The organism is Bradyrhizobium sp. BR2003 (assembly GCF_009720285.1).
Classification (GTDB): Bacteria; Pseudomonadota; Alphaproteobacteria; order Rhizobiales; family Xanthobacteraceae; genus Bradyrhizobium; species Bradyrhizobium elkanii.
Window position 1 is genome coordinate 185,245 of sequence record NZ_SMYJ01000027.1, and the last position, 26,942, is coordinate 212,186.

Here is a 26,942-nt window from a genome sequence, read left to right on the forward strand (position 1 = left end):
ACAAAGGCTGTGCCGCGTGGCAAAAACGCACAGCCTGGAGCGAAATCAGCTGCTTCGAGGTCAGTTTGTCGTGAGTTGCCCCGCATGGCGCTGGCTGCATGAGAGGGGCAAAGGTATCGTCTGCGTTCGTTGTGTGCAGGCGTGCGAGTCGATCGAGAGGCCGGCGCTTCGCGCAAGCTATGAAACCAAATTCTGAATTGAACTGTTCCGGTTTGACGAGGGGCAGTTTCACCCAGGGGGTGTGACGATGCGTGACTGTTCGAACAACCGTCGAGGATTTGACCGCGTATTGATGGCCGTCGCGGCAACCTTCCTCACGGTGTCCGCGACCTCGGCCCTCGCGCAGGACACGCCGCACTCCAGCGCTTCGGAACTCGCGATCGACGCGGCGATCCCGCGCCCCGAACCAGCCAACGTGCCGCCCCCCACCGCAAGCGATTTCAAAGCCGACACCACCGCAGCGCTGCCCGATGCAGCCAAGCCGGCCGGCGTGAAGCCCGCCGACGTGCAAGCCACCGAGGCCAAACCCGCTGAAACCAAGCCCGCTGAAACCAAGCCCGCTGAGACAAGGCCCGTTGAGCCGAGCGCCACCGCAAAGGCCGTCGAACCGAAGCCTGCCGATGTCGTAACCGCGCCGGCGGCGCAGCCCGCCGACGCACCGAAGACCGATACCGCGGTCGCGCCGGCGGCCCCCGCCCCTGCAACTGCCAACGCGCCTGCCGCAAGCCCCGCGCCTGCAACGGCCGCGGCGCCGGCCACAGCGCCTGCTCCCGCGACCGCCGCAGCCCCGGCTACGGAGCCTGCGAAGGCCGCGAGCAACGTTGCCGCCGAGGATCAGCCGGTTGCCGACAAGCTGCGCGAACTGCTCGCCGGCAAGTCGCTGCGCACCTTCGACCGCAAGAACGAGCGCGCGGCGGCCGAGAAATTCTATTCGGCTCGCGAATACGCGCCGGTCTTCACCAAGGCCGGCAAGCTGACCGACGCCGGCAAGGGCGTCATCGCGCGCCTGAAGGACGCGGCCGCCGACGGCCTCGATGCCGCCGACTATCCGGTGCCGGATTTCGCCGCGGCGACCTCGCCGGACGCGCTGGCCGACGCCGAGCTGAAGCTCGCGGCCAGCATGCTGGACTATGCGCGCCAGGCCCAGAGCGGACGCATGCACTGGTCGCAGGTGTCGGCGGACATTCTCTATCCGGAACACCCGATCGATCCGGCGGAAGTGTTCGGCAATGTGACCTCCGCCAAGGACGCCTCCGCCGCGCTCGACGGCTATAACCCGCAGCAGAAGCTCTACAAGGAGCTGAAGAAGAAGCTCGCCGAGCTGCGTGGCCAGGGCGACGGTCCGGTCATCACGATCGCGGACGGCCCGGCGCTGAAATATTTGCCGGCGCGCAAGAAGCAGGCTGCGGTCGAGATGGACGATCCGCGCGTGCCGGACCTGCGCAACAAGCTCGGCATCACCGAGGATGCCGACAGCACCAAGTATGACGCGACGGTCGCGCGGGCGGTGGAGAAATTCCAGAGCAGCGTCGATCTCAAGCCGACCGGCGTTCTCGACGAGCGCACGGTGAAGGCGCTGAACAATCCGAAGCGCGACCGGCAGATCGACACCGTGATCGTCAACATGGAGCGCTGGCGCTGGCTGCCGCGCCAGCTCGGCGCCGCCAGTGTCGGCAATGCCTATGTGATCCTCAACATCCCGGACTACTCGCTGAAGGTGATGCAGAACGGCGCGCAGGTCTGGACCACCCGCGTCGTCACAGGCAAGCCCGGCCAGCATGCCACGCCGCTTTTGACCGAGACGATGAAGTACATCACCGTCAATCCGACCTGGAACGTGCCGCCGTCGATCATCTACAACGAGTATCTGCCGGCCCTGCAGCAGGATCCGACGGTGCTGCAGCGCATGGGCCTCAGGCTCGAGCGCAACCGCGACGGCTCGATCCACATCTCGCAGCCGCCGGGTGAAGCCAACGCACTCGGCCGCATCCGCTTCAACTTCCCGAACAAGTTCCTGGTCTATCAGCACGACACGCCGGACAAGTACCTGTTCGCGAAGGACGAGCGTGCTTTCAGCCACGGCTGCATGCGCGTGCAGAATCCCGATCAGTACGCCGCCGTCCTGCTCAACATCACCGAGCCGAACCAGCATTACACGCCGGAGCGGATCCGCAGCATGTACGGTTCGAGCGAGGTCGACCTGAAATTCCCGACGCCGATCCCGGTGAACATCACCTACCAGACCGCGTTCGTGGACGATGCCGGCAAGCTGCAATTCCGCAGGGACGTTTACGGCCGCGACGCCGCCATGCTGTCGCTGCTCAGGAACAGCCGGGGCAAGGACCTCGAAACGGTGGTGGCGCACTCCCAGCCGAGCTACTCGCGTCCGCCGAGCAGCAGCCTGCCCGCCGGCGTCAATGTCGCCGGCGACAACGGCTTTGGCTCCTCCGGACCAAACTTCTTCGAGCGCCTGTTCGGGGGATTCGGGCAGCCGGAGCCGCAGCCGATCCGTCGTGGGCAGGCCCAGCAGCAGCGCCGGGTGATCACCCGCTAATCTGCATTTCCACCCGATTGGGATAAATTTTGAAGCAAAATCAACGATCTCGCTCAAAAGGCGGGATCGTTTACGTTAACCATTTCGGGTCTCGGCCGGAAACAGGGCTATCTTTTGCCACACTCGCCCAGTTAGTTAAGCCCAACTTGGGGGCGGGTCGGTAAACCTCGGTTAACCCTCCCGCTTTAAGAAAGCGTTCACCGTCTTCCGCAGGGGGTCTGCGAAAGATGCCGACCGAACGCTCGTCGACTGGGTGGGCTCATAGTGCTGGCTGTCTTCGCACGCCGCTGCAATCCGCTGTCGTTGCCTAAGGCCGGATACCAAGTCGGCCTGACTGCGCTATTGCTGTTGGCGGGCGCGGGATCGGTGCACGATGCCACCGCGCTGAACCAGACCCGCAGCCTCTCCTTCCATCACACCCATTCCGGCGAAGACCTCACCGTCACCTTCAAGCGCGACGGCCGCTACGACGAAGGCGCGCTGAAGCAGCTCAACCACTTCCTGCGCGACTGGCGCTCCCAGGATGAAACGGTGATGGACCGTCACCTCTTCGACATCCTCTGGGAAGTCTATAACGACGTCGGCGGCAAGCAGCCGATCCAGATCATCTCCGCCTATCGCGCCCCTGCCACCAACGCCATGCTCCGCCGCCGCTCCTCGGGCGTCGCGCGCCACAGCCAGCACATGCTGGGGCATGCGATGGACTTCTTCATCCCGGGCGTGCCGCTGGAGCAGATCCGCTACGCCGGCCTCCGCCTGCAGCGCGGCGGCGTCGGTTTCTATCCGACCTCGGGCTCGCCGTTCGTCCATCTCGACACCGGCAGCATCCGCCACTGGCCGCGCATGACCCGCGAGCAGCTGGTCAGGGTGTTCCCCGACGGCCGCACCGTCCATGTCCCGACCGACGGCACGCCGCTCAAGGGCTATGAGCTTGCCAAGGCCGATATCGAGCGCCGCGGCAATGGTGACGATGCCGCGACCATCGGCAAGCCGAGCCTGTTCGCGAAGCTGTTCGGTGGCGGCAAGTCGAGTGACGATGAGGACGAAGGCGCGGCCAGCGTGAACGACAAGCCCGCCGCCAACACCGTGGTGGCCGCCGCCGCGCCCGCCAAATCCGCCGATCCGATTCCGCTGCCGCGCGCCAAGCCGCAGTTCGCCGCCGCCATCCAGCTCGCCGCCGCCGACGCCCAGCTCGTGCCGATGCCGAAGGCGAAACCCGCGGTGCAAGTGGTGCAGGTGGCCGAGAACACCGCGCCGCAATCGCCTGCCGACATCATCAATGCCCGCGGCTTCTGGGGTGACGAGGGCGCGGCGCCGAAGCAGGCGTCGGCGGCGCAGATTGCCGCGCTGAAGGCCCGCGAGGCGGTCGGCGGTAGCGATCCGCAGACCACTGCCAGCACGACGACCGAAAACTTCAACAAGGCGCTGGCCTATGCGCCCGCGGCGTCCTCACCGGTCGATCGCGCCAACATCGTCGCAGCGACCGCGCCGATCCCGCGCAACGTGCGCCCGACGCGCAATGCCGCGGTTCCTAGCACCGAAATCAACACCGTCGTTGCCAAGGGCGCACCGAGCCAGGGTGTGATCACCACCTCCGCGCGGATCTCGGCAGCCAAGGGCAACGATATCTGGATGCGCGTGGTGATGCTGGCGCCGAGCGCAAGCAATGCCATGCTGACCACGGTGCTCGGCGACACCGACATGACCATGATGCGGACTCATTTCGTCAAGCCGCAGGCCGCCGTCGTCATGACCTTCTCGGAAGATCCGATGATGGGCATGACCTGCGACCGCTTCTCGGGTTCGGCGACCGCCCTCCTGACGACCCAGTCCTTCGTGCTGCGCACCGCCTCGCTGCGCTGAGCCGCTACGCCTCTGCCGACAAGATGGCTTTCCGCCGGTTCAGGCCGGCAGCCCTGCCTTGAGCAGGCCGGCCTCGTAGCGCGCTCGGTCGGGCTCGCACTTGTAGCGCTGGGTGGTCAGGTGCGCGGCAACCGAGAAGGTCGGCTCGCGCTTCAGCACCTCGGCGGCGTGGGCGGAGGCCGCCACCGTATTGCCCATCTGCGCGAAGGTCGCCGCGAGGAAGGCGTGATGAGTGTGGTCGGGCCGCGTGATCCGCGAGAACGCCTCGGCGGCGTCAGCGTATTTCTCGGCGCAATAGCAGGCGCGGCCGAGATGGCTCCAGAAGCGCTCCGGATGGAACGGATTGAGGCGCATCGCCCGCTTGATCCAGTCGATGCCTTCCTCGGGCCGCCCGAGCCAGGTCAGGAGCTCGCCCTGCTGCACGACGACGAGGTCGTAATTCGGGTTGAGCGCGAGCGCGCGCTCCTGGTGGAAGGCCGCCTTGTCGTGGTCGTCGCGGTTGAGGTTCAGCGCGGCGAGGATCCGGTGCACGTCGCTGTCATTGTCGTCGAGCTTGAGTGCGATCTCGAGCTCGGCGGCGACCTGCGCCATGGTCGCGTCGCGATCGGTGCACCAGTTGTAGACCCAGGTCTGGCCGAGCACGCAGGCCCGCCAGGCGTGGGCATGGGCATAGTTCGGGTCAAGCACGATGGCCCGCTCGAGCAGGCGCTGCGCCCCCGCATTGTCGTCCCGTGCCGAGCGATGATGCAGCACCTTGGCGGCAAGCACGCACTCGTAGGCCGCCATGTTGTCGGTCGGCTTGCGCTTGACGCGGTCATGCGCGGCAGCCTCGAGGCGCCCCGGCAAGGTCGCCACGATCGCGCGCGTCATCTCGTCCTGGATGGCGAAGATGTCGGCCAACTCGCGGTCGTAACGTTCGGCCCAGACGTGCCGGTCGGCCACGGCGTCGATCAGCTGCACCGTGACGCGGATCCGGCCGCCCGCCTTCCGCACGCTGCCCTCCAGCACATAGTCGACGGCGAATTCCTTCGCGACGTCCTGCACCTTCACGGCCTTGCCCTTGTACACGAAGGTCGAGTTGCGCGAGATCACCAGCAGATCGTGGAAGCGCGACAGCTCGGTGATGATGTCCTCGGTGAGCCCGTCGGCGAAGAATTCCTGCTCGGGATCGCCGCTCATGTTGACGAGCGGCAGCACGGCGATGGAGGGCTTCTTGGCGACGACCGGGACGGCCACAGCACTCGGGTGCTCCGGAACGGGCCTGGCACCGGATTCGAGATGGACGCGGAAAACCCGGATCGGGCGCGCGATGTTCTTGACGGTCTGGTCGCCGAGATCCTCGAAGCTCAGATCTTCCAGGCGATCGCCGACCTGATCGCGGACCGCACTGGAAATGCAGATGCCGCCGGGCTCGGCCAGCGTCTCCAGGCGGGACGCGACGTTGACGCCGTCACCGAAGATATCGGCGCCGTCAACGATCACATCGCCAAGATTGATGCCGATGCGAAACTGCATCCAGCGCGCCGGCGCGACGTCGGCATTGCGCTTCGCCATCCGGCTCTGGACCTCGGCTGCGCACAGCACCGCGTCGACGACGCTGTGGAATTCGACCAGCAGGCCGTCGCCGGTGGTCTTGATGATGCGGCCGCGATTCTTGGCGATGGCCGGATCGATCAGCTCGATGCGATGGGTTTTGAGGCGCGCAAGGGTGCCCGTCTCGTCAGCCTCCATCAGGCGGCTATAGCCGACCATGTCGGCGGCGAGGACCGCAGCGAGCCGGCGCTCTGGTCCTGGCACGTCCATCTGAACGATCTGCCCGGTTACCTCGCTGGCAGTGTAGCAAATCCCGGGATTTCACCCAAGCCTCGACAGGAGGCCCGCCAGCAGCTTTGACCTGGGCTTTTGGGGGCGCGCCTTGGGGGGCACGCCTTGGCGAACGCCCGGCAGGAGGTGGCCGCTGGGCGCCTCAGAGCATCCCCAGCGCCTGCATGTAGGTCTCCAGGATGGTCTCCTGCTCCTGGCGCTCGTTCGGATCCTGCTTGCGCAGACGGATGATGGCGCGCAGCGCCTTGACGTCGAAGCCGTTGCCCTTGCTCTCGGCATAGACGTCGCGAATGTCGTCCGAGATCGTCTTCTTCTCTTCTTCCAGCCGCTCGATGCGCTCGATGATGGACTTGAGCTGGTCCTTGGCAAATCGCGTTGCGGGCTCTTCCTTGACGGCGGCAGACGTGGTGGCCATCGCGCACTCCTGAACAGGTATTGAAACGTTACGCGAATACGCGCCTCGCGCACCGCTTGCTGCGGGCGACCCTCGATTTTGGCGCGCCTTCCGTCAAGGAAACATCGCGCTCATCCACAGCGCGCCCACAGGAGATGCGGACGGCCGCGGAACTGACGTCACAGAGGTTGAGGGTTAATGCCCGCTTTGGGCCTTCTTCATCGCCGCGAGTTGCTCCGGCGTCGCGCTGCCCTGATACTTCGCCTTCCATTCCTCATACGGCATGCCGTAGACCGCCTCACGGCTCTCGTCCTTGCTCACGGCAAGGCCCTTGGCGTCGGCCTCTTCCTTCATCCAGTTGGACAGGCAGTTGCGGCAGAAGCCGGCGAGGTTCATCAGATCGATGTTTTGCACATCGGTGCGGTTGCGCAGGTGACTGACGAGACGCCGGAAGACCGCGGCCTCGAGTTCCGTTCTGGTTTTGTCGTCAATGCTCATGATCGTGATCCCGTGGTGTCGCGCTCACCATATTGATATCAGGTGGGAATTGTCACAGATTTTGCCATATCGGCGCGCAAAACGGACCCGTCCGGCCACCCCGGCCACGGTCCGACAGCGTCGCAGACGGGCGCCCGCCCGTTGACAGTGCCGGCCGGGCACGCGAAATCGTCCATGATTTGATATAGCTTCGCTGCATGAGCCCAACAGATTCCCTCGCCTCAGCTCCCCGCAATATCCGCCTGATCCTGGCCGGCCTGCTGCCGGTGCTGGCGCTTGTCGCGGCCTGCCTGTGGACGAGTCCGGCGGCTGCCGATTTCCGGCTCTGCAACAACACTTCGAGCCGCGTCGGCATCGCGCTCGGCTACAAGGACGCCGAGGGCTGGACCACCGAGGGCTGGTGGAACGTGTCGTCGCGCACCTGCGAGACCTTGCTGCGCGGCAACCTTGTGGCGCGCTACTACTACATCTACGCTCTCGACTATGATCGCGGCGGCGAATGGTCCGGCCAGGCCTTCATGTGCTCGCGCGACAAGGAATTCACCATCAAGGGCACCGAAAATTGCCTGGCGCGCGGGTTTGACCGCACCGGCTTCTTCGAGGTCGACACCGGCGAGCAGCGTGCATGGACCGTCCAGCTGACCGAAGCCAACGAACAACAGCCGCAGAAAGTACCGGGAATGCCGGGCGGCGTGGGTCCAGGAAGTCCCGGGGCGATGCCGGGCCTGCCCAACCCGCCGCCGGGCGCAGCGCCTCCGGGCGCGTCTGGTCTGCCGCCAGCCGCCCCCCCCGGAAACAAACCATGAGACGACTGCGTCGAATCAAGATCCTCGCAACACTCGGCCCGGCCTCCTCAGACAGCGCGATGATCCGCAAGCTGTTCGAGGCGGGTGCCGACGTCTTCCGCATCAATATGAGCCACACCCCGCATGACAAGATGCGGGAGCTGGTCAAGACCATCCGCAATGTCGAATCGAGCTACGGCCGGCCGATCGGCATCCTGGTCGACCTGCAAGGACCGAAGCTGCGGGTTGGCGCGTTCGCGGAAGGCGCGACCCAGCTCAAGAACGGCCAGAGCTTCATTCTGGATTCCGACAAGACGCCGGGCGACAACAGCCGCGTCCAGCTTCCGCATCCGGAGATTCTCGCCGCGCTCCGCCCGGGCCATGCGCTGTTGCTCGACGACGGCAAGGTGCGGCTGATCGCCGAGGAAACCTCGCCCGAGCGCGCGGTCACGCGCGTCGTGATCGGCGGCAAGATGTCGGACCGCAAGGGCGTCAGCCTGCCCGATACCGACCTGCCGGTGTCGGCGATGACCGCAAAGGACCGCGCCGACCTGGAAGCCGCGCTGCCGGAGGGGATCGACTGGGTCGCGCTGTCCTTCGTGCAGCGCGCCGAGGACGTGATCGAGGCCAAGAAGATGATCCGCGGCCGCGCCGCCGTGATGGCCAAGATCGAGAAACCGCAGGCGATCGACCGCCTCGCCGACATCATCGAAGCATCGGACGCGCTGATGGTGGCGCGCGGCGATCTCGGCGTCGAGCTGCCGCTGGAGCGGGTGCCGAGCCTGCAGAAGCAGATGATCCGGATGGCGCGCCGCGCCGGCAGGCCGGTGGTGGTCGCGACCCAGATGCTGGAATCGATGATCCAGGCGCCGGTGCCGACGCGTGCCGAAGTCTCCGACGTCGCCACCGCCGTCTACGAAGGCGCCGACGCCATCATGCTGTCGGCGGAATCCGCCGCCGGCAAATTCCCGGTGGAGGCGGTCTCGACCATGAACCGCATCGGCGAGGAAGTGGAGCGCGACCCGACCTATCGCAACGTGATCAACGCGCAGCGCGTCGATCCTGAAGCGACGGTGGGCGACGCCATTGCCGATGCCGCCCGGCAGATCGCCGAGACGCTCGACCTGTCGGCGATCATCTGCTGGACGTCATCAGGCTCGACCGCGATCCGGGTGGCGCGCGAGCGCCCCAAGGTGCCGGTGGTTGCGATCACGCCGAACCTCGTCACCGGCCGCAAGCTGTCGGTGGTGTGGGGGGTGCATTGCGTGGTCGCCGAGGACGCGCACGATCTCGACGACATGGTCGACCGCGCCGGCTCGATCGCGTTCCGCGACGGTTTTGCCAAGGCCGGCCAGCGCGTCATCATCGTTGCCGGCGTGCCGCTGCGCGCGCCCGGCACCACCAACATGCTGCGCATCGCCTCGGTCGGCCCGAGGGGCGACGCGCAGCTCTAGATTCCTGTGTGACGCGTTTTCTTCACGGGTGCCCACTTCGCTCGAAAACGCTAACCCATCGCGTGGCGATCAGCCCTGCAACGACGCGTCCAGCGTGATCTTGGTGTTGAGCAGCTTCGACACCGGACATCCGGCCTTCGCCTTGCCGGCCAGTTCCTGGAACGTCGCGTTGTCGGCGCCCGGGATCTTCGCCGACAGCGTCAAGTGCACCGCGGTGATCGCGAAGCCGTCTGCGACCTTCTCCAAAGTCACATCGGCCTTGGTCTCCATATGCTCCGCCGTGAGCTTGGCTTCGCCCAGGATCAGCGACAGCGCCATCGTGAAGCAGGCGGCATGCGCCGCGCCGATCAGTTCCTCCGGGTTCGAACCCGGTTTGCCCTCGAAGCGGCTAGCGAAGCCGTAGGGGTAATCCGAGAGCGCGCCGCTCTTGGTCGAGATCGCGCCCTTGCCGTCCTTGATGCCGCCCTGCCATTTGGCCGAGCCATGGGTCGTCGTCATGGGTTGCTCCGTGAGGTGGTTGAGCCCAGCCCCGAAACCTACAACGCCATTGCGACAGAAGTGTTCGTCGCGCGCCTTGACCTCACCCTGGCCTCAGGCGCCGACCAGCGCCTTGGCCGGAGTCGTTGCCTGCACCACGAGGCCACGCGCGCGTGCGTCCATCACGCCGACCGCGCGCAGCGCGAGCAGCGTCACGGTCTGCACCGCGTCACGCAGCTTGATCGGATCGTCGAGATTGGCCGGCGCCAGCGGGCCGACCAGCGCTTCGTGCAGCGCGCCTAGCAAGGCGGTGGCGGCCAGCGCCGTATCCTGCGCCGGCAGATGGCCGGCGCGCACGGCGGCATCGATGCGCATGGCCAGCTCGCCGGAAATATCGCGGCGACTGGCGAGGCGCGAGGCGGTGACGTCGACGTCGACCGGCTCGGCCAAAATGCCCCAGGCGAGCTTGCGTTGCGACAGCACGTGGACGGCGATCGTCGTCACCGCGGCGGCAAGCGCCGATGACGGCCCTGGCGCGGCATCCGCGGCGCGCCGGATCGCCGTGAGCTCGTCGCGCGAGACTTCCGTGATCAGTTCCGAGATCAGCTCGGCCTTCGACGGAAAATAGCGGTAGACCGTTCCGGCCGCGACATTGGCCCGCACTGCGACGGGTGCGATCTGGACCGCCGCCATGCCGCCCGCCGCCGCCGCGTCCCGCGCAGCCGACAGGATGGCGCTGCGCCGCGCGGCCAGCCGTTTCACGACCTGATGAGTTCGCCGGTAAACCATGGCGTTCCGTCCCCCCGCCGTGCGCCCCGGCCGGCGCCCACCGGCAGAACACACGAGTCTTCAACGTTTTGAACGATTGATCCCGCAATCGTCTGAAGAAGTGAACAACTATTCAGACTGAATGACAAGCTGGAATTGTAAGGATTCTTTGCAACCTCAGGTACCACCTCTGATTGAGCCGGCGGCGCTCCGGCCTCTCCCGAACCGGATCAGGGCCGCGATGGTAAATCGCCGGCTAAGGTGATCGCTCGAAATCGAGTCATCTGATCTTGCGCATGCGCGCGATATCGCTGCGGCATTTACCCGAATTTATCGGAAGCCGTGGTCGAGTGCGCGCTGGCGTCACGCGTGGCGTTGGCTCTGGATGCCCCGGCCGAAACAAGCAAGAAAGCGCATGTCACTTTCGATCACCAGCAGCGTGAGCAGCCGCAGCGCGGCGCGAGGACTGGTGCCGCTGTGCGCCGCCGTGGGCGCTTATCTGTTTTATCTCTCGGCCGGCGAAATCCTGCTGCGCGATTCCGACACGATGTGGCAGATCAGGGTCGGACAGTGGATTCTCGAACACGGCGCGATGCCGACATCGGACGTGTTCTCGTTCACCCGTTTCGGCGAGCCCTGGATTTCGAGCTCGTGGCTGTCGCAGGTGATGTACGCGCTCGTCTACGGCGGCGATTGGGCCGGACCGGTGATCCTGTCGTCGATGGCGATCGGCGCGACGGTCGCGATCTTCCTGCATCTGTTGAGTCCGTATTTCGATCCGGCGCGCGCGCTCCTGATCGCGGCGCTGGCGCTGCTGTTGTCGACGATCCACTTTCTGGCGCGGCCGCATGTGTTGGCGCTCCCGGTGCTGCTGGCGTTCATCGGCGGCCTGCTCGCGGCCGCGGATCGCCGCACCTCACCGTCATGGTGGCTGCTGCCGCTGATGACGCTGTGGGCCAATCTGCATGGCGGCTTCGTTCTCGGCCTGGCGCTGATCGGACCGATCGGACTGGAGGCCGTGTGGAATGCGGAGCCCGGCCGCCGCCGTCAGCTTGTCGTGCGATGGGGCCTGTTCGGCCTAGCGGCGCTGGCCGCGAGCTGCGTGACGCCCTATGGCTGGAATAGCCTGCTGGGCGCGACCAAGATCCTCAGCCTCGGCAAGTTGCTGACGCTGATCGGGGAATGGAAGCCGGCGGATTTCAGCAAGCCCAGCTTCTTCGAAGCCACGCTGCTCGGCCTGATCGGCCTGATCTGCTATCGCAGGCTGACGCTGTCGCTGCCGCGGATCCTGCTGCTGCTCGGGTTGATCTGGATGGCGCTGAGTCATGTCCGCAACATCGAGGTATTCGCGTTCATCGCACCGCTGGTGCTCGCCAAGCCGATCGCCGAGCAATGGGCAACGACAGGCGCCACCGCCGCCCGCTTCGGAGAAACGCGCGCATTCCCCGTCGTCACGATGCTGGCTGCGATCGCGATGATGATCGGCGCGTGGGTGACGACGGCGATGTTCGTCGCGCAGCATCAGTTCAAATTCCTGCCGATGTTCTCGCCCGTTGCCGCGGTCGATGTGCTGCAGCAGCACAAGGCGCAGCGCGTGTTCAGCACGGCGCCGTTCGGCGGCTACATGGTGAGCCGCGACATGAAGGTGTTCATCGACGGCCGCGCCGAGCTCTATGGCGAGCAATTCGTGCTCGACTATTACGATGCGCTCGATGCCCGCGACGTTGGCCAGCTGCTGGGCCTGCTCGACAAATTCCGGATCGATGCCACGCTATTGAGCTCGGACTCGCCCGCCGGCAACGCGCTGGATCATCTGAAGGGCTGGAAGCGGCTGTACAAGGACGACATCGCCGTGATCCATGTGCGCTCGGGCGAGACCAAGGCCGGCGCAGCGGCGGCAACGGGTTCGAACTAGTTCGCGCCGCAGCGTTCTCCTGAATCGCCATCGCGCTGTAGTAGGCGTTGACGTAGTTGGTTTCGTGCTGATCGCCTTCCGGCACATATTAGAAAAGCGCGATCTCAGCGCTTGCCGCGGTCCTTGGCGGGGATCACGAATTTCAGTCCCGACCAGACCTCATCGACCGCACAGACCTTGACGTCGACCAGGCCGTTCGCGAGCCCGGTTTCGCGGACCTCTTTCTCCGTAAGGTCGGTCGCGACGCCCGAGCTCTTCTTCGGCCACGACACCCAGATCATGCCATCAGGGGCGATCGCCTGACGGTAACGCCGCAGCTCGGCGAACAAGTGCACGGCATCGAGCGGTGCCCGCGCGGTCTTCGCCAACAGCACATCGGCGGGCAGTTCGCCGACAACGTCGCGGTAGGGAACGGACAGCCCGTCGACAAAAATACAAAAGCCCGGCTTGAGGCCGAGCTTTTGCACAACGGGTTTGCCGGACCTGCCGGCCATGGCGGGCGAAGGCTTACGCCTGCGGCTGCGGCTCCATGCCGGTGTCCGGATCGGGACGCGGGCGCGGCTTGCCGGCCGGCGGCACGGCGGATGCGCGCGGCGTCGACGGCTCCAGCACCGACTCGCGGTTGGGCTTCTTGCCCTTCAACAGGTCGATGATCTCGTCGCCGGTCAGCGTCTCGAACTCGAGCAGGCCCTTGGCGAGCGCCTCGAGATCCTCGCGCTTCTCGGTGAGGATCTTGGTCGCCTCGTTGTAGCCTTCCTCGACCAGACGCCTGATCTCGGAGTCGATCTTCTGGACGGTCGCCTCGGACGCGTTCTGCGTGCGCGAGACCGACATGCCGAGGAACACCTCGTCCTGGTTCTCGCCATAGGAGACGGTGCCGAGCTCTTCCGAGAGGCCCCAGCGCGTCACCATCATGCGGGCAAGGCGGGTCGCCTGCTCGATGTCGGAGGCGGCACCCGAGGTCACCTTCTCGCGGCCGAAGATCAGCTCTTCGGCGACCCGGCCACCCATCATGATGGCAAGGCGCGAGGTCATCTGCTCGAGCGACATCGACAGCTTGTCGCGCTCCGGCAGCTGCATCACCATGCCCAGCGCACGGCCGCGCGGAATGATGGTCGCCTTGTGGATCGGATCGGTCGCGACGACGTTGAGGCCGACGATGGCATGGCCGCCCTCGTGATAGGCCGTCAGCAACTTCTCTTCCTCGGTCATCACGAGCGACTTGCGCTCGGCGCCCATCATCACCTTGTCCTTGGCCTCTTCGAACTCGGCCTGCGTCACCATCCGCTTGTTGCGGCGGGCGGCGGTCAGTGCCGCCTCGTTGACGAGGTTCATGAGGTCGGCGCCCGAGAAGCCCGGGGTGCCGCGCGCGATGGTCTTGAGGTTGATATCCGGCGCCAGCGGCACCTTGCGGACGTGAACCTTGAGGATCTGCTCGCGGCCGACGACGTCCGGGTTCGGCACCACGACCTGGCGGTCGAAGCGGCCGGGACGCAGCAGCGCGGGATCGAGCACGTCGGGACGGTTGGTCGCCGCGATCAGGATCACGCCCTCATTGGCCTCGAAGCCGTCCATCTCGACCAGCAACTGGTTCAGCGTCTGCTCGCGCTCGTCGTTGCCGCCGCCGAGGCCGGCGCCGCGATGACGGCCGACCGCGTCGATTTCGTCGATGAAGATGATGCAGGGCGCGTTCTTCTTGGCCTGCTCGAACATGTCGCGGACGCGGCTCGCGCCGACGCCGACGAACATCTCGACGAAGTCGGAACCGGAGATGGTGAAGAACGGCACGTTGGCTTCGCCGGCGACCGCGCGCGCGATCAGCGTCTTGCCGGTGCCGGGAGGGCCGACCAGCAGCACGCCGCGCGGAATCCGTCCGCCGAGCCGCTGGAATTTGCCGGGGTCGCGGAGGAATTCGACGATCTCCTGCAGGTCCTGCTTGGCCTCGTCGACACCCGCGACGTCCTCGAAGGTGACGCGGCCATGCGCCTCGGTCAGCATCTTGGCGCGCGACTTGCCAAAGCCCATCGCCTTGCCGGCGCCGCCCTGCATCTGCCGCGACAGGAAGATCCACACGCCGATCAGCGCGATGAACGGCAACCAGGAGACGAGCAGCGAGACGAACCACGGCACGTTGTCGCCGGGCGCCTTCGCGGTGATCTGCACCTTGGCGTCGTAGAGGCGCTTCACCAGCGTCGGATCGCTCGGCGCGTAGGTCTGGAAGCTCGTGCCGTTGTTGAACGTGCCGTGAATCTCAGGCCCCTGGATCACGACGTCACGGACATGGCCCTGATCGACCTCAGTGAGAAGCTGCGAGAACGAGATGTCCGAGGACGACGAGCGCTGGCCGGGATTCTGGAAAAGCGTGAACAACGCCAGCAACAGCAGGACAATGATGACCCAGAGGGCGAAATTCCGCAGATTGGCGTTCATGGTCTTCCTTCGTGGTCGCGCGGATCGCGGCCTCTCTCTAATCCTTGGGCAGGCTCTGTGGGAATCCCCAGGGAATCCATCCCGTCGATGCCTTACAATCTAGGTGCCGCTGGGGTCGATGCCAAGGGAACCACGCACGACTATTTACCGCATCCTAGCGCGATTCCCGGTCAAAAAATGGCGCTGAATCCGGTGTTTTTCCGGGGTGGTTAAGCCTCCTTGCCGGATTATGACAGCGATTGAAACAATCGAACCCGGCTCAGCGGGAGCGCGCCCGGCGGGGTGGCGCCGGCCCGATCCTGATACGGCCGGCGGCGACGCTGATGACCGCTCCGGCAAGGGTCTGTTTCAGCTTGGATTCGCGTTTTCCCAATGTCCCTTCCAAGGCCTCGTCCATCGCGACGAGCAAGGTTTCGACCTTGCCGAGCTCGGCCGGCCCCTCATGTCCGACGCGGTCGATGGCGCGCTTGAGCAGACGGACGCGGATTTCCTCGGGCATCACCGCGAACAGCGCCGCGTCGAAGCCGGTACGAGGGTTATCCTCGCTTTTCAACGCAAGATAGTGCTCGGCGCCGTCGACCAGCAGTTCCAGGGCGGCGTTGGCGCGCGCGATCCTTGCGGCAAGCCGCGCAAGGTTCCGCGCGTCGCCGCCCTCCGCCGCCAGCATCGGCATCAGCGCGCGCAGCCGCGGACGCGTGAAGGATTGATCGCGGTTGGTCGGATCGTCGGCAAAGCCGATGCGCGCCTTCTTCAGCGTCGCGATCAGCTGCGCCTTGGAGATGTCGAGCAGCGGCCGTGTCAGCAAGACGCCGTCGCGCTCGGTCTCGCGCGCCATTGCCGACAGACCCGCAACGCCGCTGCCGCGCAGCATCCGCATCAACAGCGTCTCGGCCTGATCGTCACGGGTGTGCGCAGTCAAAATATGCGTGGCGCCATGCTTGCGGGCGGCCTGCGCGAGCAGGCGATAGCGGGCCGCGCGCGCGGCCGCCGGCACGCCGGTTCCAGGCTTTGGTCCAGTCCAGCGCAACGTGTGATGCGGCAGCTCGAGACTTCGCGCCAGCCGCTTGACGTCGCGCGCCTCGCGAGCCGCTTCAGGACGCAGCCCGTGATCGACGGTGACCGCCACCAGCCGCGGGCCCTGCGCGAGCGCGCGGCGCCAGCGCGCGGCCAGCCACATCAGCGCGACTGAATCGGGACCGCCGGACACCGCAAGCAGGAGCGCCGGCGCGCCCGCAAGACCCGCGAACAGGCGCTTGGCGTCCCTTGCCGGGATGGCGGATTGATCGTCGGGCATCGCAAAACCAGCTGCTGGCGGAGAGGCCGGAAGCGGCCTTCCCGCATCTGGTTTAGCACTTCACGCGCTTCTGCTCGCGGTCAACCGCAGCCTTGACCCCGCCGGACGCGCGCGGATACTTCCGCGAGATCTCGCCGAACGCGGCGCAGGCGGCTTCCTTTTCCTTCAGCGCCGCCAGCGACTGGCCGAGCCGCAGCAGCGCGTCGGGCGCCTTCGCGGACTTGTCGAACTTCGTGGTCACGCCGAGGAAGGTCTCCGCAGCATCGCGATATTGCTGGCGCTGGAAATAGCTTTCGCCGAGCCAGTATTGCGAGTCCGCCACCAAGGGATCGTTCGGATACTTCTGGCCGAAGTTCTTCATTGTCTCTTCGGCGAGTGCGTAGTCCTTGCGCTGCATGTAGCCGATGCCGAGGTCGAACTCGTCCTTCGGCGTCGCTGACGGCGGCAATGTGGTCAGGGCTGCACTCGCGCCGGGCGCACGTTGCGGGCTGGTGTTGCCGAGATCGAGCGGCTCGCCCGCCCCGCGACCGCCCGGGGCACCGACCGCAGCATTGCTCTGCACCGGCATCTGGCCGCCGCCACCGAGCACGCGCGGCGCGCCAGGGGCGTTCGGGTTCTGGGTCGGATCGAAGGCATCGCCGCGACCGCGTCGGCCGGAAGCGGTTGCCGGCGCCGGCTCCTGCACGATCGGCGCGGGCGCCGCGATCTGTTGCTGGTCATAGCCGCCCTGCGGCTGCCGGCCATATCCTTGCTGCGGCTGGCCGTAGCCTTGCTGGGGCGGGGCGTAGCCCGGCTGCGCCTGCGGGTAGGCCTGCGGTTGCTGCGCCGGAGGCACCGCCGCGACGGGTTGGCCTGCCGGAGCCTGTCCACCTGGGCCGGGCGGCTGGCCGCCGAGCTGGCGCAAGCGTTCCTCGAGCTGACGGTTGCGGTATTGCAGCTCCTCGTTCTGGCCGGTCAGCTGCCGCAGCTGGTTTTCGAGCCGCTCGATCCGCATTTCAGCATCGGAATCGTCGGATTGGGCAAATACTGGCGCGGAAACGGCGAACAGCGCCGCGATCGCCGCGGCGGAAGAAAGAAAATGAATCCTGGATGACATTTTGCCCTGACGACGAGATCGACGTGAAAAGCGAGCGACATTGAGGGACGGAGTACGCCGGAATTGTGACTGGCACTTCAAATCCGGGACAGCGTCGCGGGATACCGGTTTAGTACGGACGCTGGAACAAGCAAGCGGCGAATTGCGCGCAGCTTCGTTCATCTTGATGACGGCAGGCCGGGCTTTCACGCGGCCAAAACAAAACCGGCGCCCAAAGGCGCCGGCTTGAAAACACTTATCTCGGATCGCGTCAGGAGCTGGCGTTCAGCACGGTGACGGCGCGACGATTCTGCGACCAGCAGGAGATGTCGTTACAGACCGCGACCGGCCGCTCCTTGCCGTAGGAAATGGTGCGCATGCGGCTCGGGTCGATGCCGCGCGAGGCGAGGTAAGCGCGGACCGACTGGGCACGGCGGGCACCGAGCGCGATGTTGTATTCGCGGGTGCCGCGCTCGTCGGCATGACCTTCGATGGTGAAGGAGTAACGGTTATAGGTCTGCAGCCACTGCGCCTGCTTGTCGAGGGTCGCCGTCGCCTGCGGGCTCAGATCGGTCTGATCGCTCTCAAAGAACACGCGGTCGCCGACATTGACCACGAAATCCTGCTGGCTGCCCGGGGTCGCGGCGCCCCCAATCGCGCCATTGGCGTCCAACGGGTTCTTGTTGGCGCAGGCACCCATCGACAGTGCCACCGCCAGAACCGCAACCAGCTTCATACCCTGGAGATATTTCATTCCCGGAGCCTCCACGCTCGCGCTCTTCGTACTACCCAATCGGTCTACAGGGCGATGGTTAAGCGAACGTTCCGTCAACCTTGACGAGACCTTGCTGAACCCCATCAAATGCCAAGCAATGGCGAAAAGCGCCCCCGATGGTTAATGGGTGGCAAATGTGGCGCGATGGTGAAGGGAAGGCAAGGTTCGCGGGAACCGGCCGCTTTTGCAGGATAATTTGGCCTGCGCGCAACAGTCGAACGGCGCTGAGTCAATGAGAATGCCGCTTCCCTCAGGGATTCGGCACGATCGACGCGCGCTCGAACGGCTGCACGAAGCCATCGGGCTGCAACTGGCCTTCGCGGTCGAACAGCATTCGTCGTTCGAAGGCGCTGGAGCGCAGGAAGGGATAGCGAGCCAGCACGCGTTCCCGCACCGTCGGCAGATGCGACGCCATCAAGCCGACCGGCTTCACCAGCCCGGGATAGAGCCGCGGCTCCGACCAGGTCTCGTGCAGGAACACGCGCCGGTAGAACGCCATGTGCTCGGGCCGAACCGGTGCTAGGCCGTAATCGGCATTGAAATGCACGCCCGCGGTGGAGCCGAGGCGCACCGTGACATAGGGCAGTTCCGGAGTGTTCCGGGCCTTTTCGGGATCCGCGACGAAGCGCGTCGAGTCGATGAAGACCAGACCCTGATCAAGCTTCGGCAGCAGCACGTCGCCGAACACCTCGAGCGTCGGCGAGGTGCGCCATTCCGGCGTCACCACGGTGATGCGGATCGAGCTGCAGAGTTCGCCTTGCAGATAGACACCGAAGATCCAGGCATTCGGCGCATCATCGAACCGGTCGACGACCCGCTCGTCCGCCGAGGGCCGGATCGCGCCTTCGCGCAGATAGGCGCGATAGCGAAGCCGGTAGATCTCGTCTTTCTGTTCCGGGGTCTGAGCGAGGCGGTAGTCGACTTGATCCAGAGGGTCCGCAAGCCTTCCTGTCGCGGGCTTGATGGCTTCGGCCGCGGACCTCATTTGGTACTCCCTGAACAACTCAACAACTTCAACGCGCGAGCCAAAAGATTAACAGCTTCTTAATTTCCGTCAAAGCAATCGAGGCAATACAGTTAACCTCCGACCGCAAGGGTGCACCACAACGCACTACAATTGGTGCGCTTGAAGGCTCACACAACTATCGATTGAGGATATTGCGCTAGATCAAGCGATCGAGCGCGAGGGAACCACGTGCAGTTGCTCGTCGGCCCGTCGGCCGTGCGAGGCATTGAGCAGCTGGCGGATGCGGACCGCGGGAACCGGCCGGCTGAACAGGTATCCCTGTGCTTCGGTCACCGCGCCGTCGGCGCTGATCAGTTCGAGCTGCTCATTGGTCTCGATGCCCTCGACCACGACCGACATGCCGAGATCCGCCGACAGCCGCGCCACCCCGCGCAGCAAGGTCAGCGGACGGTCGCTGTCGATGCCCTCGAGGAAGGAGCGGTCGATCTTGACCTTCTGCAGCGGGAAATTGTGCAGGTAGCTGAGCGACGAGTAGCCGGTGCCGAAATCATCGAGCGAGATCCGCACGCCGAGCGAGCGCAGCTGGGACAGCACGTCGTGGGTCAGCTCGGTGTTGTGCAGCAGCGAGGATTCGGTGATCTCGATCTCGAGCCGGTGCGCCGGCAGGCCGGAGACCTCGAGCGCATAGCGAATCTCGCTCAGCACGTCGCGCTGGTGGAACTGCTGCGGCGAGAAGTTGACTGCGACGCTGACCGCCTCGGGCCACTTCATGCATTCCATGCAGGCCTTGCGCAGGATCCAGCGGCCGAGATCGACGATCAGGCCCATGTCCTCGGCGACCGGGATGATGTCGACCGGAGAGACCGTGCCGCGCGCCGGATGGTTCCAGCGCAGCAGCGCCTCGCAGGTGCTCACCTTGCCGGACTTCAGGTTGATCAGCGGCTGGTAGAACAGCTCGAATTCCTCATTGGCGAGCGCCTTGCGCAGGTCGAGCTCGAGGATGCGGCGGGCCTCGACGGTTTGCGCCATCTCGTCGCGGAAGAAACAGAAGGTGCCGCGGCCGTCGGCCTTGGCGCGGTAGAGCGCCATGTCGGCGTTCTTCAGCAGCGTGTCGGCGCCGACGCCGGGCGCGGTCATCGCGATGCCGACGCTGGCGCCGATCTCGACCAAATGATTGTCGATCTTGTAGCGCTCGCTGAGGCGGTCGACGATGCGCCGCGCCAGCGCGGCGGCGTCCTCGTGCGAGTGGATGTTCTGCTGGAACACCACGAACTCGTCGCCGCCGAATCGCGCCACGAAATCCTCCGGCCGCAGCATCTCGCGCAGCCGCTCGGCGACCGCGCAGAGCAGCTGGTCGCCGCAGGGATGACCGAGCGTATCGTTGACCTGCTTGAACTGGTCGAGGTCGACGAACAGCAATGCGGAACGATGATCGCCGTGCTGCATGGCGAGCAGCCGGCCGATCTCGTCGCGGAAATTGACGCGGTTGGGCAGCGCGGTCAGCTCGTCGTAGCGCGCGAGATGGCTGATCCGGGCCTCGGCGTCCTTGCGCTCGGTGATGTCCTCGACCAGCACCACCGTGCCGCCGCCGGCCATCGGCTGGAAGGTCCAGTCGAGCGAGCGGTTCTTGGTTGGGTCGGGGTCGCTGGTGACGATATCACCGCGCTGCGAGCTCTCGATCTCGTAGAGGATCTGCTGCGCGGCGGCGGCCGAGATCGAGCCGGACAGGACGCAGGCGTTGCAGATGTCGGTCGCGCTGGCGCCGCGCTGCACGAAATCGTCCGACAGCTGCATCATCTCGATGAAGCGGTGGTTCATCACCGCAACGCGGCCGTCGGCGCTGAACATACACAGGCCGTGCGGCATGTTGTTCAGCGCGGTATCGAACTGGCCCGCCAGTGCGGCCTCGCGCTCCTTGGCAATCCAGGCGTTGACGTAGATGCGCTGCAGGCTGGATGTCAGGTGCCGGATGGCGCTGAAGAACACCAGGCTGAGCAGCGCAAGGGCGATGTGATAGGGGCCGCCGACATACATCAGCGCCAGGATCAAGGGACCGATCGACATCAACAGATGCAGGTGGAAGATCTGCGGCCGGCCGAAGGTCCGCCCTACCCCCGCCGAGGTGTAGGCGACCACCGTGGTCACACAGAGCATGTGCGCGGCGGCATCCCTGGTCGTGAGCAGCACCGTGACGCCCCAGATGCCGAGCGAAATGCCATAGGCGATGGTGCCGATCCGGTAGCGCTTCTCCCAGGTCACGGACTCTTCGACGGTGAGCCGGGAATTGCGCTGCTGGTAGCGGTACATCTGCAGCGCGCGCGCCAGCCCGACCACGATGAACAGCGGCACGCACAGCCAGCACAACAGATTGCTCGTGACAGCCGCAATCACGGCGCCCGCAATGGCGGGGCCGAAGGCGACGAAGATCATGGGCGCGGGGTTCATGAACAGGGAATCGACCAGCGCCGCCGAAATCGTCGGCGACATCGACCGGTCCGGTTCACCCGTCTGACTTGCAAACTGCATTGTGAGAGCGCGCGTCCTTTTCAGCTCGCACTCTTACTGATCGCAGGTGAAGTCTTTCTGAGCGAACATCGTTAGCAAGTCCTTGCCGTGCCCAGGCGACGGCCGGAATTCACCATGAAATTCAGTGCGCTAGGTGAGAAGCTGCGATCGCCGCCGGGGTTCCCGGAGCAGCTCTGCGCCCAGCTCACGACAACAGCGGCGACCAGGCCGGGTCGGAGGCAAAACCCGGGGTCGGCACCCGCAGTTCGTTGCGCCCGGAGACGTCGATGGTGAACAGCGACGGGCCGCTGTTGCCGCCGGGATCGCGGAAGAACATCACGACGCGCCCGTTCGGCGCAAAGGTCGGGCCTTCATTGTGGAAGCCCGAGGTCAGGATGCGCTCGCCCGAGCCGTCCGGCTTCATGATGCCGATCGCGAACTGCCCGCCGCCCTGCTTGGTGAAGGCGATGTAGTCGCCGCGCGGCGACCACACCGGCGTCGAATAGGTGCCGTCGCCGAACGAGATGCGCTGTGCGCCGCCGCCGGTTGCCGGCATCACATAGATCTGCGGCTTGCCGCCGCGATCGGATTCGAAGCAGAGCCGCGTGCCGTCGGGCGCATAGGACGGCGAGGTGTCGATCGCCGGCGTGTCGGTCAGCCGCGTCATCGACTTCGAACGCAGATCCATCACGAACAGGTTGGAGTTGCCGCCCTGCTGCAGACTCATGATGACGCGCTGGCCGTCGGGCGAGAAGCGCGGCGAGAACGACATGCCCGGGAAGTTGCCGACGATCTCGCGCTGGCCGGTCTCGATGTTGAGCAGATAGACGCGCGGGTCGCCCTGCCCGAATTCCATGTAGGTGATTTCTTGGGTCGACGGCGAGAAGCGCGGCGTCAGCACGAGGTCCGAGCCGCGGGTCAGGTAGCGCACATTGGCGCCGTCCTGGTCCATCAGCGCGAGCCGCTTGACACGGCGATCCGCCGAGCCGCTCTCGTCGACGAACACGACGCGGGTATCGAAATAGCCCTTCTCGCCGGTCATGCGCTCATAGATCTGGTCGGAGATGATGTGCGCGATCCGCCGCCAGTATTCGGCCGAGGTGTCGTACTGCTGGCCGGCGAGCTGCTGGCCGGTGTTGACATCCCAGAGCCGGAACTCGGCCTTGACGCGCCCGTTGCCCTGCCGCGTCATGCGGCCGGTGACCAGCGCCTGCGCGTTGATGCTCTTCCAGTTGTTGAAGTTCGGCGCCGCGTCGATGTTGATCTGCTTCTCGAGATAGGCGGCCTGATCGATCGGCGCGAACAGGCCGCTGCGCTTCAGATTGTTGGTGATCACCTGGGTGACACCGACGCCGACTTCGGCGTCACCGGGCGTTCCGGCGGCGAAGTTCGGGATCGCGATCGGCACCGGCGCGAACTCGCCCTCGGTGATGGTGATCCGCTTCTGAGCGGATGCAGGGCCAGTGAGACCACCCAGCATCGCGCCGGCAGACGCCATTCCAGCTAAAATCTGCCGGCGGCTCGGACGGAAGAGCGTGTGAGGCAAGCGGGTCTTGTCAATCATCGTTCGAACTCATGCTCGTAAACGGTAGCGTGCAATTTCAGCTCTGCCTCTCGGTGAAGGCCGGCTCAAAGAACTGCCACTCCTCAAAGAATGCTGGAGGCAATCGATAGGGCTGGCACTCGATGATCGCGCGCAGGCCGCTCTCCTGATACACTCGAAGATAGGGCGTCTTCGCGTTTCCTACCACGACCGGCATGCCTTCCAGCGTGCCGTCGCGCTTCAAATGGATGGAGAACACGGCCTCCGCCGTCGGGGCCTCGATTCCACCATAAGGCTTCTTCCAGCAGCGTTCGACCTGCTGCCGGAACATCGCGCCCCAGGTCGCGGAATTGTCGGCAGCCTTGCCCTTCGCGGTACCGAGCGCCGCATTGGCATTGAGCGTATCGCCGGTCGCCGCGGCGCGCGTCGGGTCACGCTTGTCCAGCAAGGCTGCGATCTTGCTCTGGTCGAACACGCGATCCTTCGGCTTCTGCTCCGGCGGCGGCTTGGCGGCCTGTGCAACCGGCTTCGGCGGCGGCTTCTTCTCTTCCTTCTTGATCGCTTCGGCGATCGGGTCGGGCTTGACCGGATCGGGCTTCTTCTCGACCGGCTTCGGCTCTTCCTTCGGCTTGTTCTCGACCTTCTTCGGCGGATCCGGCTTCTTGTCTTCCGGCTTCTCCACCTTCGGCGCGGGCTGCGGCGCGGTGTCGGTCACGACAGGGGGCTTTTTCTCCTCGACCTTGCCGACGGTGTCGTCGACCGGCTTGGCTTCGGCGACCTTGTCGACCAGCGGCTTGGGATTTTCCTTCTTGCCGTCCTTCTGACCGGCCATGACATGGGAGAGCTGGTCGGGCGAGATCACGTCGACGGCAACCGACTCTTCTTCAGGCATCACGTACGCCTTGGTCGACCACGACACGAGGCCCCACCCGATCACGAGGACGTGCAGGACAATCGATGCCGCCAGAGTCTTGTCGACCTTGACCTTCAAATCAGGCTTCCCCGTGCCTTGGCATGGTGGTTATCCGCCTTCCGGGATGATGACGATATTCGCCTTGAATCCCGCGGCCCGGACCTCCCCGAGCAGTTTCATCATATCCGTGTAACAGACGTCCTTGTCGCCGCGCAGATAGACCACTTTTTCGGCATCCGACCGGGCGTCCCCGATAGCCTTGATCTTGGCCGGAAAATCGGCGGCCGTGACCGGCGCGTCGCCCAGATAGAGCTCAACATTCGAGTTGCAGCCGCCGCCGGTGCGCTTGACCGACAATGTCAGTGGCGGCTGGTTCGACGAGATCGACTTGCCGCCGCTCGCAACCGGTAGGTCGATGTCGATGTTCGACGTCATCAGCGGCGCCGCCACCATGAAGATGATCAGCAGCACCAACATCACGTCGACCATCGGCGTGACGTTGATCTCGGCCATGACCGGCTTGCGCCCGCCGCGGCGGCGTCTGCCTCCGCCGGACCCTGCCATGCTCATCGCCATGATCGCACACCCGCAAAAGTGACCATCATCTAACTCAGCCCCGCTCGTCGATCTGACGCGACAGGATGGCGGAGAACTCGTCGGCGAAGCCCTCCAGGCGCGCGGCCTGCCGGTTCACCTCCGAAGTGAACTTATTGTAGAAAATAGTCGCCGGAATTGCGGCAATCAGGCCGATTGCGGTGGCAAACAGCGCTTCCGCGATACCGGGCGCCACCACCGCCAAGGAGGTATTTTTGGAGGCCGCGATCGACTGGAAGCTCGACATGATGCCCCAGACGGTGCCGAACAGGCCGACAAAGGGGCCGGCCGAGCCCACGGTGGCGAGCACCAGCAACCGGCGTTCCAACCGCTCCACCTCCCGGGCGATCGAGACGTTCATGACCTTCTCGATCCGCGCCTGCAGGCCGGCAAAGGACCGCGACTGGCTCTCGAAGGAGCGCTTCCACTCCCGCATCGCCGCGACGAAACAGGCCGCCATCGACTGGGTCGGCTTGGCCGAGAGGGCCCGGTAGAGTTCCTCGATCGACTGGCCGGACCAGAAAGCCTGCTCGAACTTGTCCATGGCCCGCTTGGTGCGGGCGTAGAGCAGGATCTTGTCGATTGCGATCGCCCAGACCCACACCGAGCAGGACAGAAGTCCCAACATCACGCATTTGACGACCCAATGGGCCTGCCAGAACAGCGCGATCAGCGACACGTCGCTCGATGCCAGTGGCAGAGTTGACTGAGCCACGTCGGCGGGATTCATCGGCAATATCCTCTCAACGCAAGTGTCCCAATTCGGCGGGCCGCCAATCGGCACCCCTTCCACGGCTGCGCCCGGCGCGGCAAAACTGCGCGAGAGCCTCTTACATCTGTCGCATGGGGGGCCCGTCCAAAGCCGGGCCCTGCTTCCCCTGCCAACATGTCAAAACGAGGGCTTTTCACGCGTCATTCCGACCCTAACCAAACGCTAATCATGGTTAAGGCGAGGTTACCAAAGGGAAATTTGGAGGCGGGAAATGCCGCCAGCGGAGGCGGTTGGCGGGTTCCACGGATGAATGGATTGCCGCGGAATGGAGGGGGTGCCGGTGCCCCTCTCCTTGCGTCGTCCTGGCGGAAAGCCAGGATCCATAACCACCGCACCGGTGATGAACGGGATCGCGGCCCCAGCGTCGCGCAACAATCGAGATTCGGGGTAATGGGTCGCCAGGACGACGATGAGGGTGGGTCGCGATTCAAGTTGCCACACCACGCGGTGTCATCACCCGCAAAAGGTGATCCAGTATTCCAGAGGCTGGGCCGCTTGAGCCGAGAGGCCGCGGCGTACTGGATCGCCCGGTCGAGTGCCGGGCGATGACAGTTGTAGTGGGGACGCAGTTCGCGACGCGTTGCGTCGAATCCGGAAACCATCAGGCCGCAGAACCCGTGGTGAAATGGATCCCGGGCTCTCGCCTCGCGAGCCCTCAGGTGCGCAATTGCGCACCTGAGGAATGACGAGCAGAGGAATCCGCCTCAGGTCAGATGCCTGACGATCGCAAGCCCGGCGAACAGGCCCGCGATCGACAACGCCACCGAGCCCGCGACATACAGCACCGCAAGGCTGAGCTCGCCGCGCTCATAGAGCAGCGCGGTGTCGAGCGAGAAGGCGGAGAAGGTGGTGTAGCCGCCGAGGATGCCGGTCATCAAAAATAGCCGCCAGGGCTGCGAGGCGTCGCCCTTGAAGGCGAGATAGCCGGCGATCAGGCCCATCACGGTCGAACCCGTGATGTTGATGATGAAGGTGCCGTAGGGAAATGCGGTACCGATGCAGCGCGCGCAGGTGACGTTGATCAATTGCCGCAGCGTGGCGCCGAGACCGCCGCCGAAGAAGACGAGGAGATAGCCGGTGAGTTGCCCCATCCGAACGTTGTGCCGCAACGCTACGGTCGTCGCAAGGAAACAAAGAGGGCAGTAGCCGTGGCTACCGCCCTCGAAATTCAGCTCAATGTCATTCCGGGCAATGCGTAGCATCGAACCTCAGGTGCGCAATTGCGCACCGGGGAATGGTTCAGCCCTGCGGGCTGCCCCGGAATGACCACGTGTGCGCTCAGCCGGCCTTGCCGAACAGCTCGTCGACATAGTCCCAGTTGACGAGATTTTCGACGAACGCCTTCAGATAGTCCGGACGGCGGTTGCGGTAGTCGATGTAGTAGGAGTGCTCCCAGACGTCGACGCCGAGGATCGGCACCGCGCCATGAACCAGCGGGTTCTCGCCGTTCGGGGTCTTGGCGACCTCGAGCTTACCGCCCTTGACCTGCAGCCAGGCCCAGCCGGAGCCGAACTGGCCGGCGCCGGCGGCGGCGAAGTCGGC

Annotated in this window: 24 protein-coding genes; 6 read left to right on the plus strand and 18 right to left on the minus strand. The window is 65.3% G+C overall.

Annotation, left to right across the window (positions count from 1 at the left end):
• The first annotated feature begins 247 nt into the window (after nucleotides 1-247).
• Together E2I15_RS22285 and E2I15_RS22290 are read left to right on the plus strand one after the other, a co-directional pair.
• On the plus strand, nucleotides 248-2,554 hold the full coding sequence (locus tag E2I15_RS22285; protein ID WP_137478968.1) for a L,D-transpeptidase family protein: 2,307 nt from the start codon (nucleotides 248-250) through the stop codon (nucleotides 2,552-2,554).
• Nucleotides 2,555-2,818: 264 nt separating this feature from the next.
• On the plus strand, nucleotides 2,819-4,417 hold the full coding sequence (locus tag E2I15_RS22290) for a peptidoglycan L,D-endopeptidase MepK (protein WP_137478967.1): 1,599 nt from the start codon (nucleotides 2,819-2,821) through the stop codon (nucleotides 4,415-4,417).
• Between the two features lie 39 nt (nucleotides 4,418-4,456).
• Here the strand turns inward: E2I15_RS22290 and E2I15_RS22295 are convergent, their stop codons facing one another.
• From E2I15_RS22295 to E2I15_RS22305, 3 genes are all read right to left on the minus strand, one after another.
• Nucleotides 4,457-6,220 carry an adenylate/guanylate cyclase domain-containing protein gene (locus E2I15_RS22295; RefSeq protein ID WP_137478966.1) on the minus strand — a complete coding sequence of 588 codons (1,764 nt, stop codon included), beginning with the start codon at nucleotides 6,218-6,220 and terminating at the stop codon, nucleotides 4,457-4,459.
• 163 nt (nucleotides 6,221-6,383) lie between these two features.
• A complete protein-coding gene (locus E2I15_RS22300) occupies nucleotides 6,384-6,656 on the minus strand; it encodes a DUF2312 domain-containing protein (RefSeq protein ID WP_016841616.1) in 273 nt (90 codons plus the stop codon).
• Between the two features lie 174 nt (nucleotides 6,657-6,830).
• Nucleotides 6,831-7,133: a DUF1244 domain-containing protein gene (locus tag E2I15_RS22305; RefSeq protein WP_050422684.1), complete on the minus strand. Its 303-nt coding sequence runs from the start codon at nucleotides 7,131-7,133 to the stop codon at nucleotides 6,831-6,833.
• Nucleotides 7,134-7,330: 197 nt separating this feature from the next.
• On the opposite strand from E2I15_RS22305, the gene E2I15_RS22310 reads away from it, so the two are divergent.
• Together E2I15_RS22310 and pyk are read left to right on the plus strand one after the other, a co-directional pair.
• Nucleotides 7,331-7,939 (plus strand): DUF1036 domain-containing protein, encoded by a 609-nt coding sequence (locus E2I15_RS22310; protein ID WP_137478965.1) that lies wholly within the window; start codon nucleotides 7,331-7,333, stop codon nucleotides 7,937-7,939.
• Nucleotides 7,936-9,372, plus strand: a complete 1,437-nt coding sequence (gene pyk, locus E2I15_RS22315; protein WP_026191805.1) for a pyruvate kinase — start codon at nucleotides 7,936-7,938, stop codon at nucleotides 9,370-9,372. The genes E2I15_RS22310 and pyk overlap by 4 nt, the downstream gene beginning before the upstream one ends.
• Nucleotides 9,373-9,441: 69 nt before the next feature.
• Here pyk and E2I15_RS22320 read toward each other — a convergent pair whose 3' ends face one another.
• Together E2I15_RS22320 and E2I15_RS22325 are read right to left on the minus strand one after the other, a co-directional pair.
• A complete protein-coding gene (locus E2I15_RS22320; RefSeq protein WP_016841620.1) occupies nucleotides 9,442-9,870 on the minus strand; it encodes an OsmC family protein in 429 nt (142 codons plus the stop codon).
• A gap of 93 nt (nucleotides 9,871-9,963) precedes the next feature.
• Nucleotides 9,964-10,638 (minus strand): TetR/AcrR family transcriptional regulator, encoded by a 675-nt coding sequence (locus tag E2I15_RS22325; RefSeq protein WP_026191806.1) that lies wholly within the window; start codon nucleotides 10,636-10,638, stop codon nucleotides 9,964-9,966.
• 394 nt (nucleotides 10,639-11,032) lie between these two features.
• On the opposite strand from E2I15_RS22325, the gene E2I15_RS22330 reads away from it, so the two are divergent.
• The gene (locus E2I15_RS22330; protein WP_137478964.1) at nucleotides 11,033-12,532 is read left to right on the plus strand and encodes a hypothetical protein; all 1,500 of its coding nucleotides are present in this window, start codon (nucleotides 11,033-11,035) and stop codon (nucleotides 12,530-12,532) included.
• Nucleotides 12,533-12,636: 104 nt separating this feature from the next.
• Here E2I15_RS22330 and E2I15_RS22335 read toward each other — a convergent pair whose 3' ends face one another.
• The 10 genes from E2I15_RS22335 to E2I15_RS22380 all read right to left on the minus strand — a co-directional run bounded on the left by E2I15_RS22335 (nucleotide 12,637) and on the right by E2I15_RS22380 (nucleotide 24,547).
• On the minus strand, nucleotides 12,637-13,026 hold the full coding sequence (locus E2I15_RS22335; RefSeq protein WP_137478963.1) for a DUF3052 family protein: 390 nt from the start codon (nucleotides 13,024-13,026) through the stop codon (nucleotides 12,637-12,639).
• A 13-nt stretch (nucleotides 13,027-13,039) separates the two neighbouring features.
• Nucleotides 13,040-14,962, minus strand: coding sequence for an ATP-dependent zinc metalloprotease FtsH (gene ftsH, locus E2I15_RS22340; RefSeq protein WP_028335979.1), 1,923 nt, complete (start codon nucleotides 14,960-14,962; stop codon nucleotides 13,040-13,042).
• Between the two features lie 259 nt (nucleotides 14,963-15,221).
• Entirely contained in the window at nucleotides 15,222-16,256 is a 1,035-nt protein-coding gene (tilS, locus tag E2I15_RS22345; protein WP_137478962.1) for a tRNA lysidine(34) synthetase TilS, read from the minus strand.
• 52 nt (nucleotides 16,257-16,308) lie between these two features.
• Nucleotides 16,309-17,352 carry a tol-pal system protein YbgF gene (ybgF, locus tag E2I15_RS22350; RefSeq protein WP_170991518.1) on the minus strand — a complete coding sequence of 348 codons (1,044 nt, stop codon included), beginning with the start codon at nucleotides 17,350-17,352 and terminating at the stop codon, nucleotides 16,309-16,311.
• 250 nt (nucleotides 17,353-17,602) lie between these two features.
• The gene (gene pal, locus E2I15_RS22355; RefSeq protein ID WP_021078622.1) at nucleotides 17,603-18,085 is read right to left on the minus strand and encodes a peptidoglycan-associated lipoprotein Pal; all 483 of its coding nucleotides are present in this window, start codon (nucleotides 18,083-18,085) and stop codon (nucleotides 17,603-17,605) included.
• Between the two features lie 271 nt (nucleotides 18,086-18,356).
• Entirely contained in the window at nucleotides 18,357-19,091 is a 735-nt protein-coding gene (locus E2I15_RS22360) for an N-acyl amino acid synthase FeeM domain-containing protein (protein WP_170991517.1), read from the minus strand.
• 183 nt (nucleotides 19,092-19,274) lie between these two features.
• A complete protein-coding gene (locus E2I15_RS22365; RefSeq protein ID WP_155262513.1) occupies nucleotides 19,275-21,599 on the minus strand; it encodes a putative bifunctional diguanylate cyclase/phosphodiesterase in 2,325 nt (774 codons plus the stop codon).
• 184 nt (nucleotides 21,600-21,783) lie between these two features.
• Nucleotides 21,784-23,142: a Tol-Pal system beta propeller repeat protein TolB gene (tolB, locus tag E2I15_RS22370; protein WP_092080739.1), complete on the minus strand. Its 1,359-nt coding sequence runs from the start codon at nucleotides 23,140-23,142 to the stop codon at nucleotides 21,784-21,786.
• A gap of 37 nt (nucleotides 23,143-23,179) precedes the next feature.
• Nucleotides 23,180-24,112 (minus strand): cell envelope integrity protein TolA, encoded by a 933-nt coding sequence (tolA, locus tag E2I15_RS22375; protein ID WP_137478958.1) that lies wholly within the window; start codon nucleotides 24,110-24,112, stop codon nucleotides 23,180-23,182.
• A 30-nt stretch (nucleotides 24,113-24,142) separates the two neighbouring features.
• Complete coding sequence (locus tag E2I15_RS22380; RefSeq protein ID WP_063709267.1) at nucleotides 24,143-24,547, minus strand: biopolymer transporter ExbD; 405 nt, start codon at nucleotides 24,545-24,547, stop codon at nucleotides 24,143-24,145.
• Between E2I15_RS22380 and E2I15_RS39320 the strand changes: the two genes are divergently transcribed.
• A complete protein-coding gene (locus E2I15_RS39320) occupies nucleotides 24,486-24,632 on the plus strand; it encodes a hypothetical protein (protein WP_246729432.1) in 147 nt (48 codons plus the stop codon). The two genes, E2I15_RS22380 and E2I15_RS39320, sit on opposite strands and share 62 nt — an antisense overlap.
• Before the next feature lie 12 nt (nucleotides 24,633-24,644).
• Here E2I15_RS39320 and tolQ read toward each other — a convergent pair whose 3' ends face one another.
• From tolQ to E2I15_RS22395, 3 genes are all read right to left on the minus strand, one after another.
• Complete coding sequence (gene tolQ / locus E2I15_RS22385) at nucleotides 24,645-25,358, minus strand: protein TolQ (protein ID WP_016846954.1); 714 nt, start codon at nucleotides 25,356-25,358, stop codon at nucleotides 24,645-24,647.
• Between the two features lie 746 nt (nucleotides 25,359-26,104).
• Complete coding sequence (gene crcB, locus E2I15_RS22390; RefSeq protein WP_137479081.1) at nucleotides 26,105-26,491, minus strand: fluoride efflux transporter CrcB; 387 nt, start codon at nucleotides 26,489-26,491, stop codon at nucleotides 26,105-26,107.
• Between the two features lie 187 nt (nucleotides 26,492-26,678).
• Nucleotides 26,679-26,942 (minus strand): superoxide dismutase (locus E2I15_RS22395; RefSeq protein WP_196238927.1); only part of this gene is annotated, 264 nt, incomplete at its 5' end.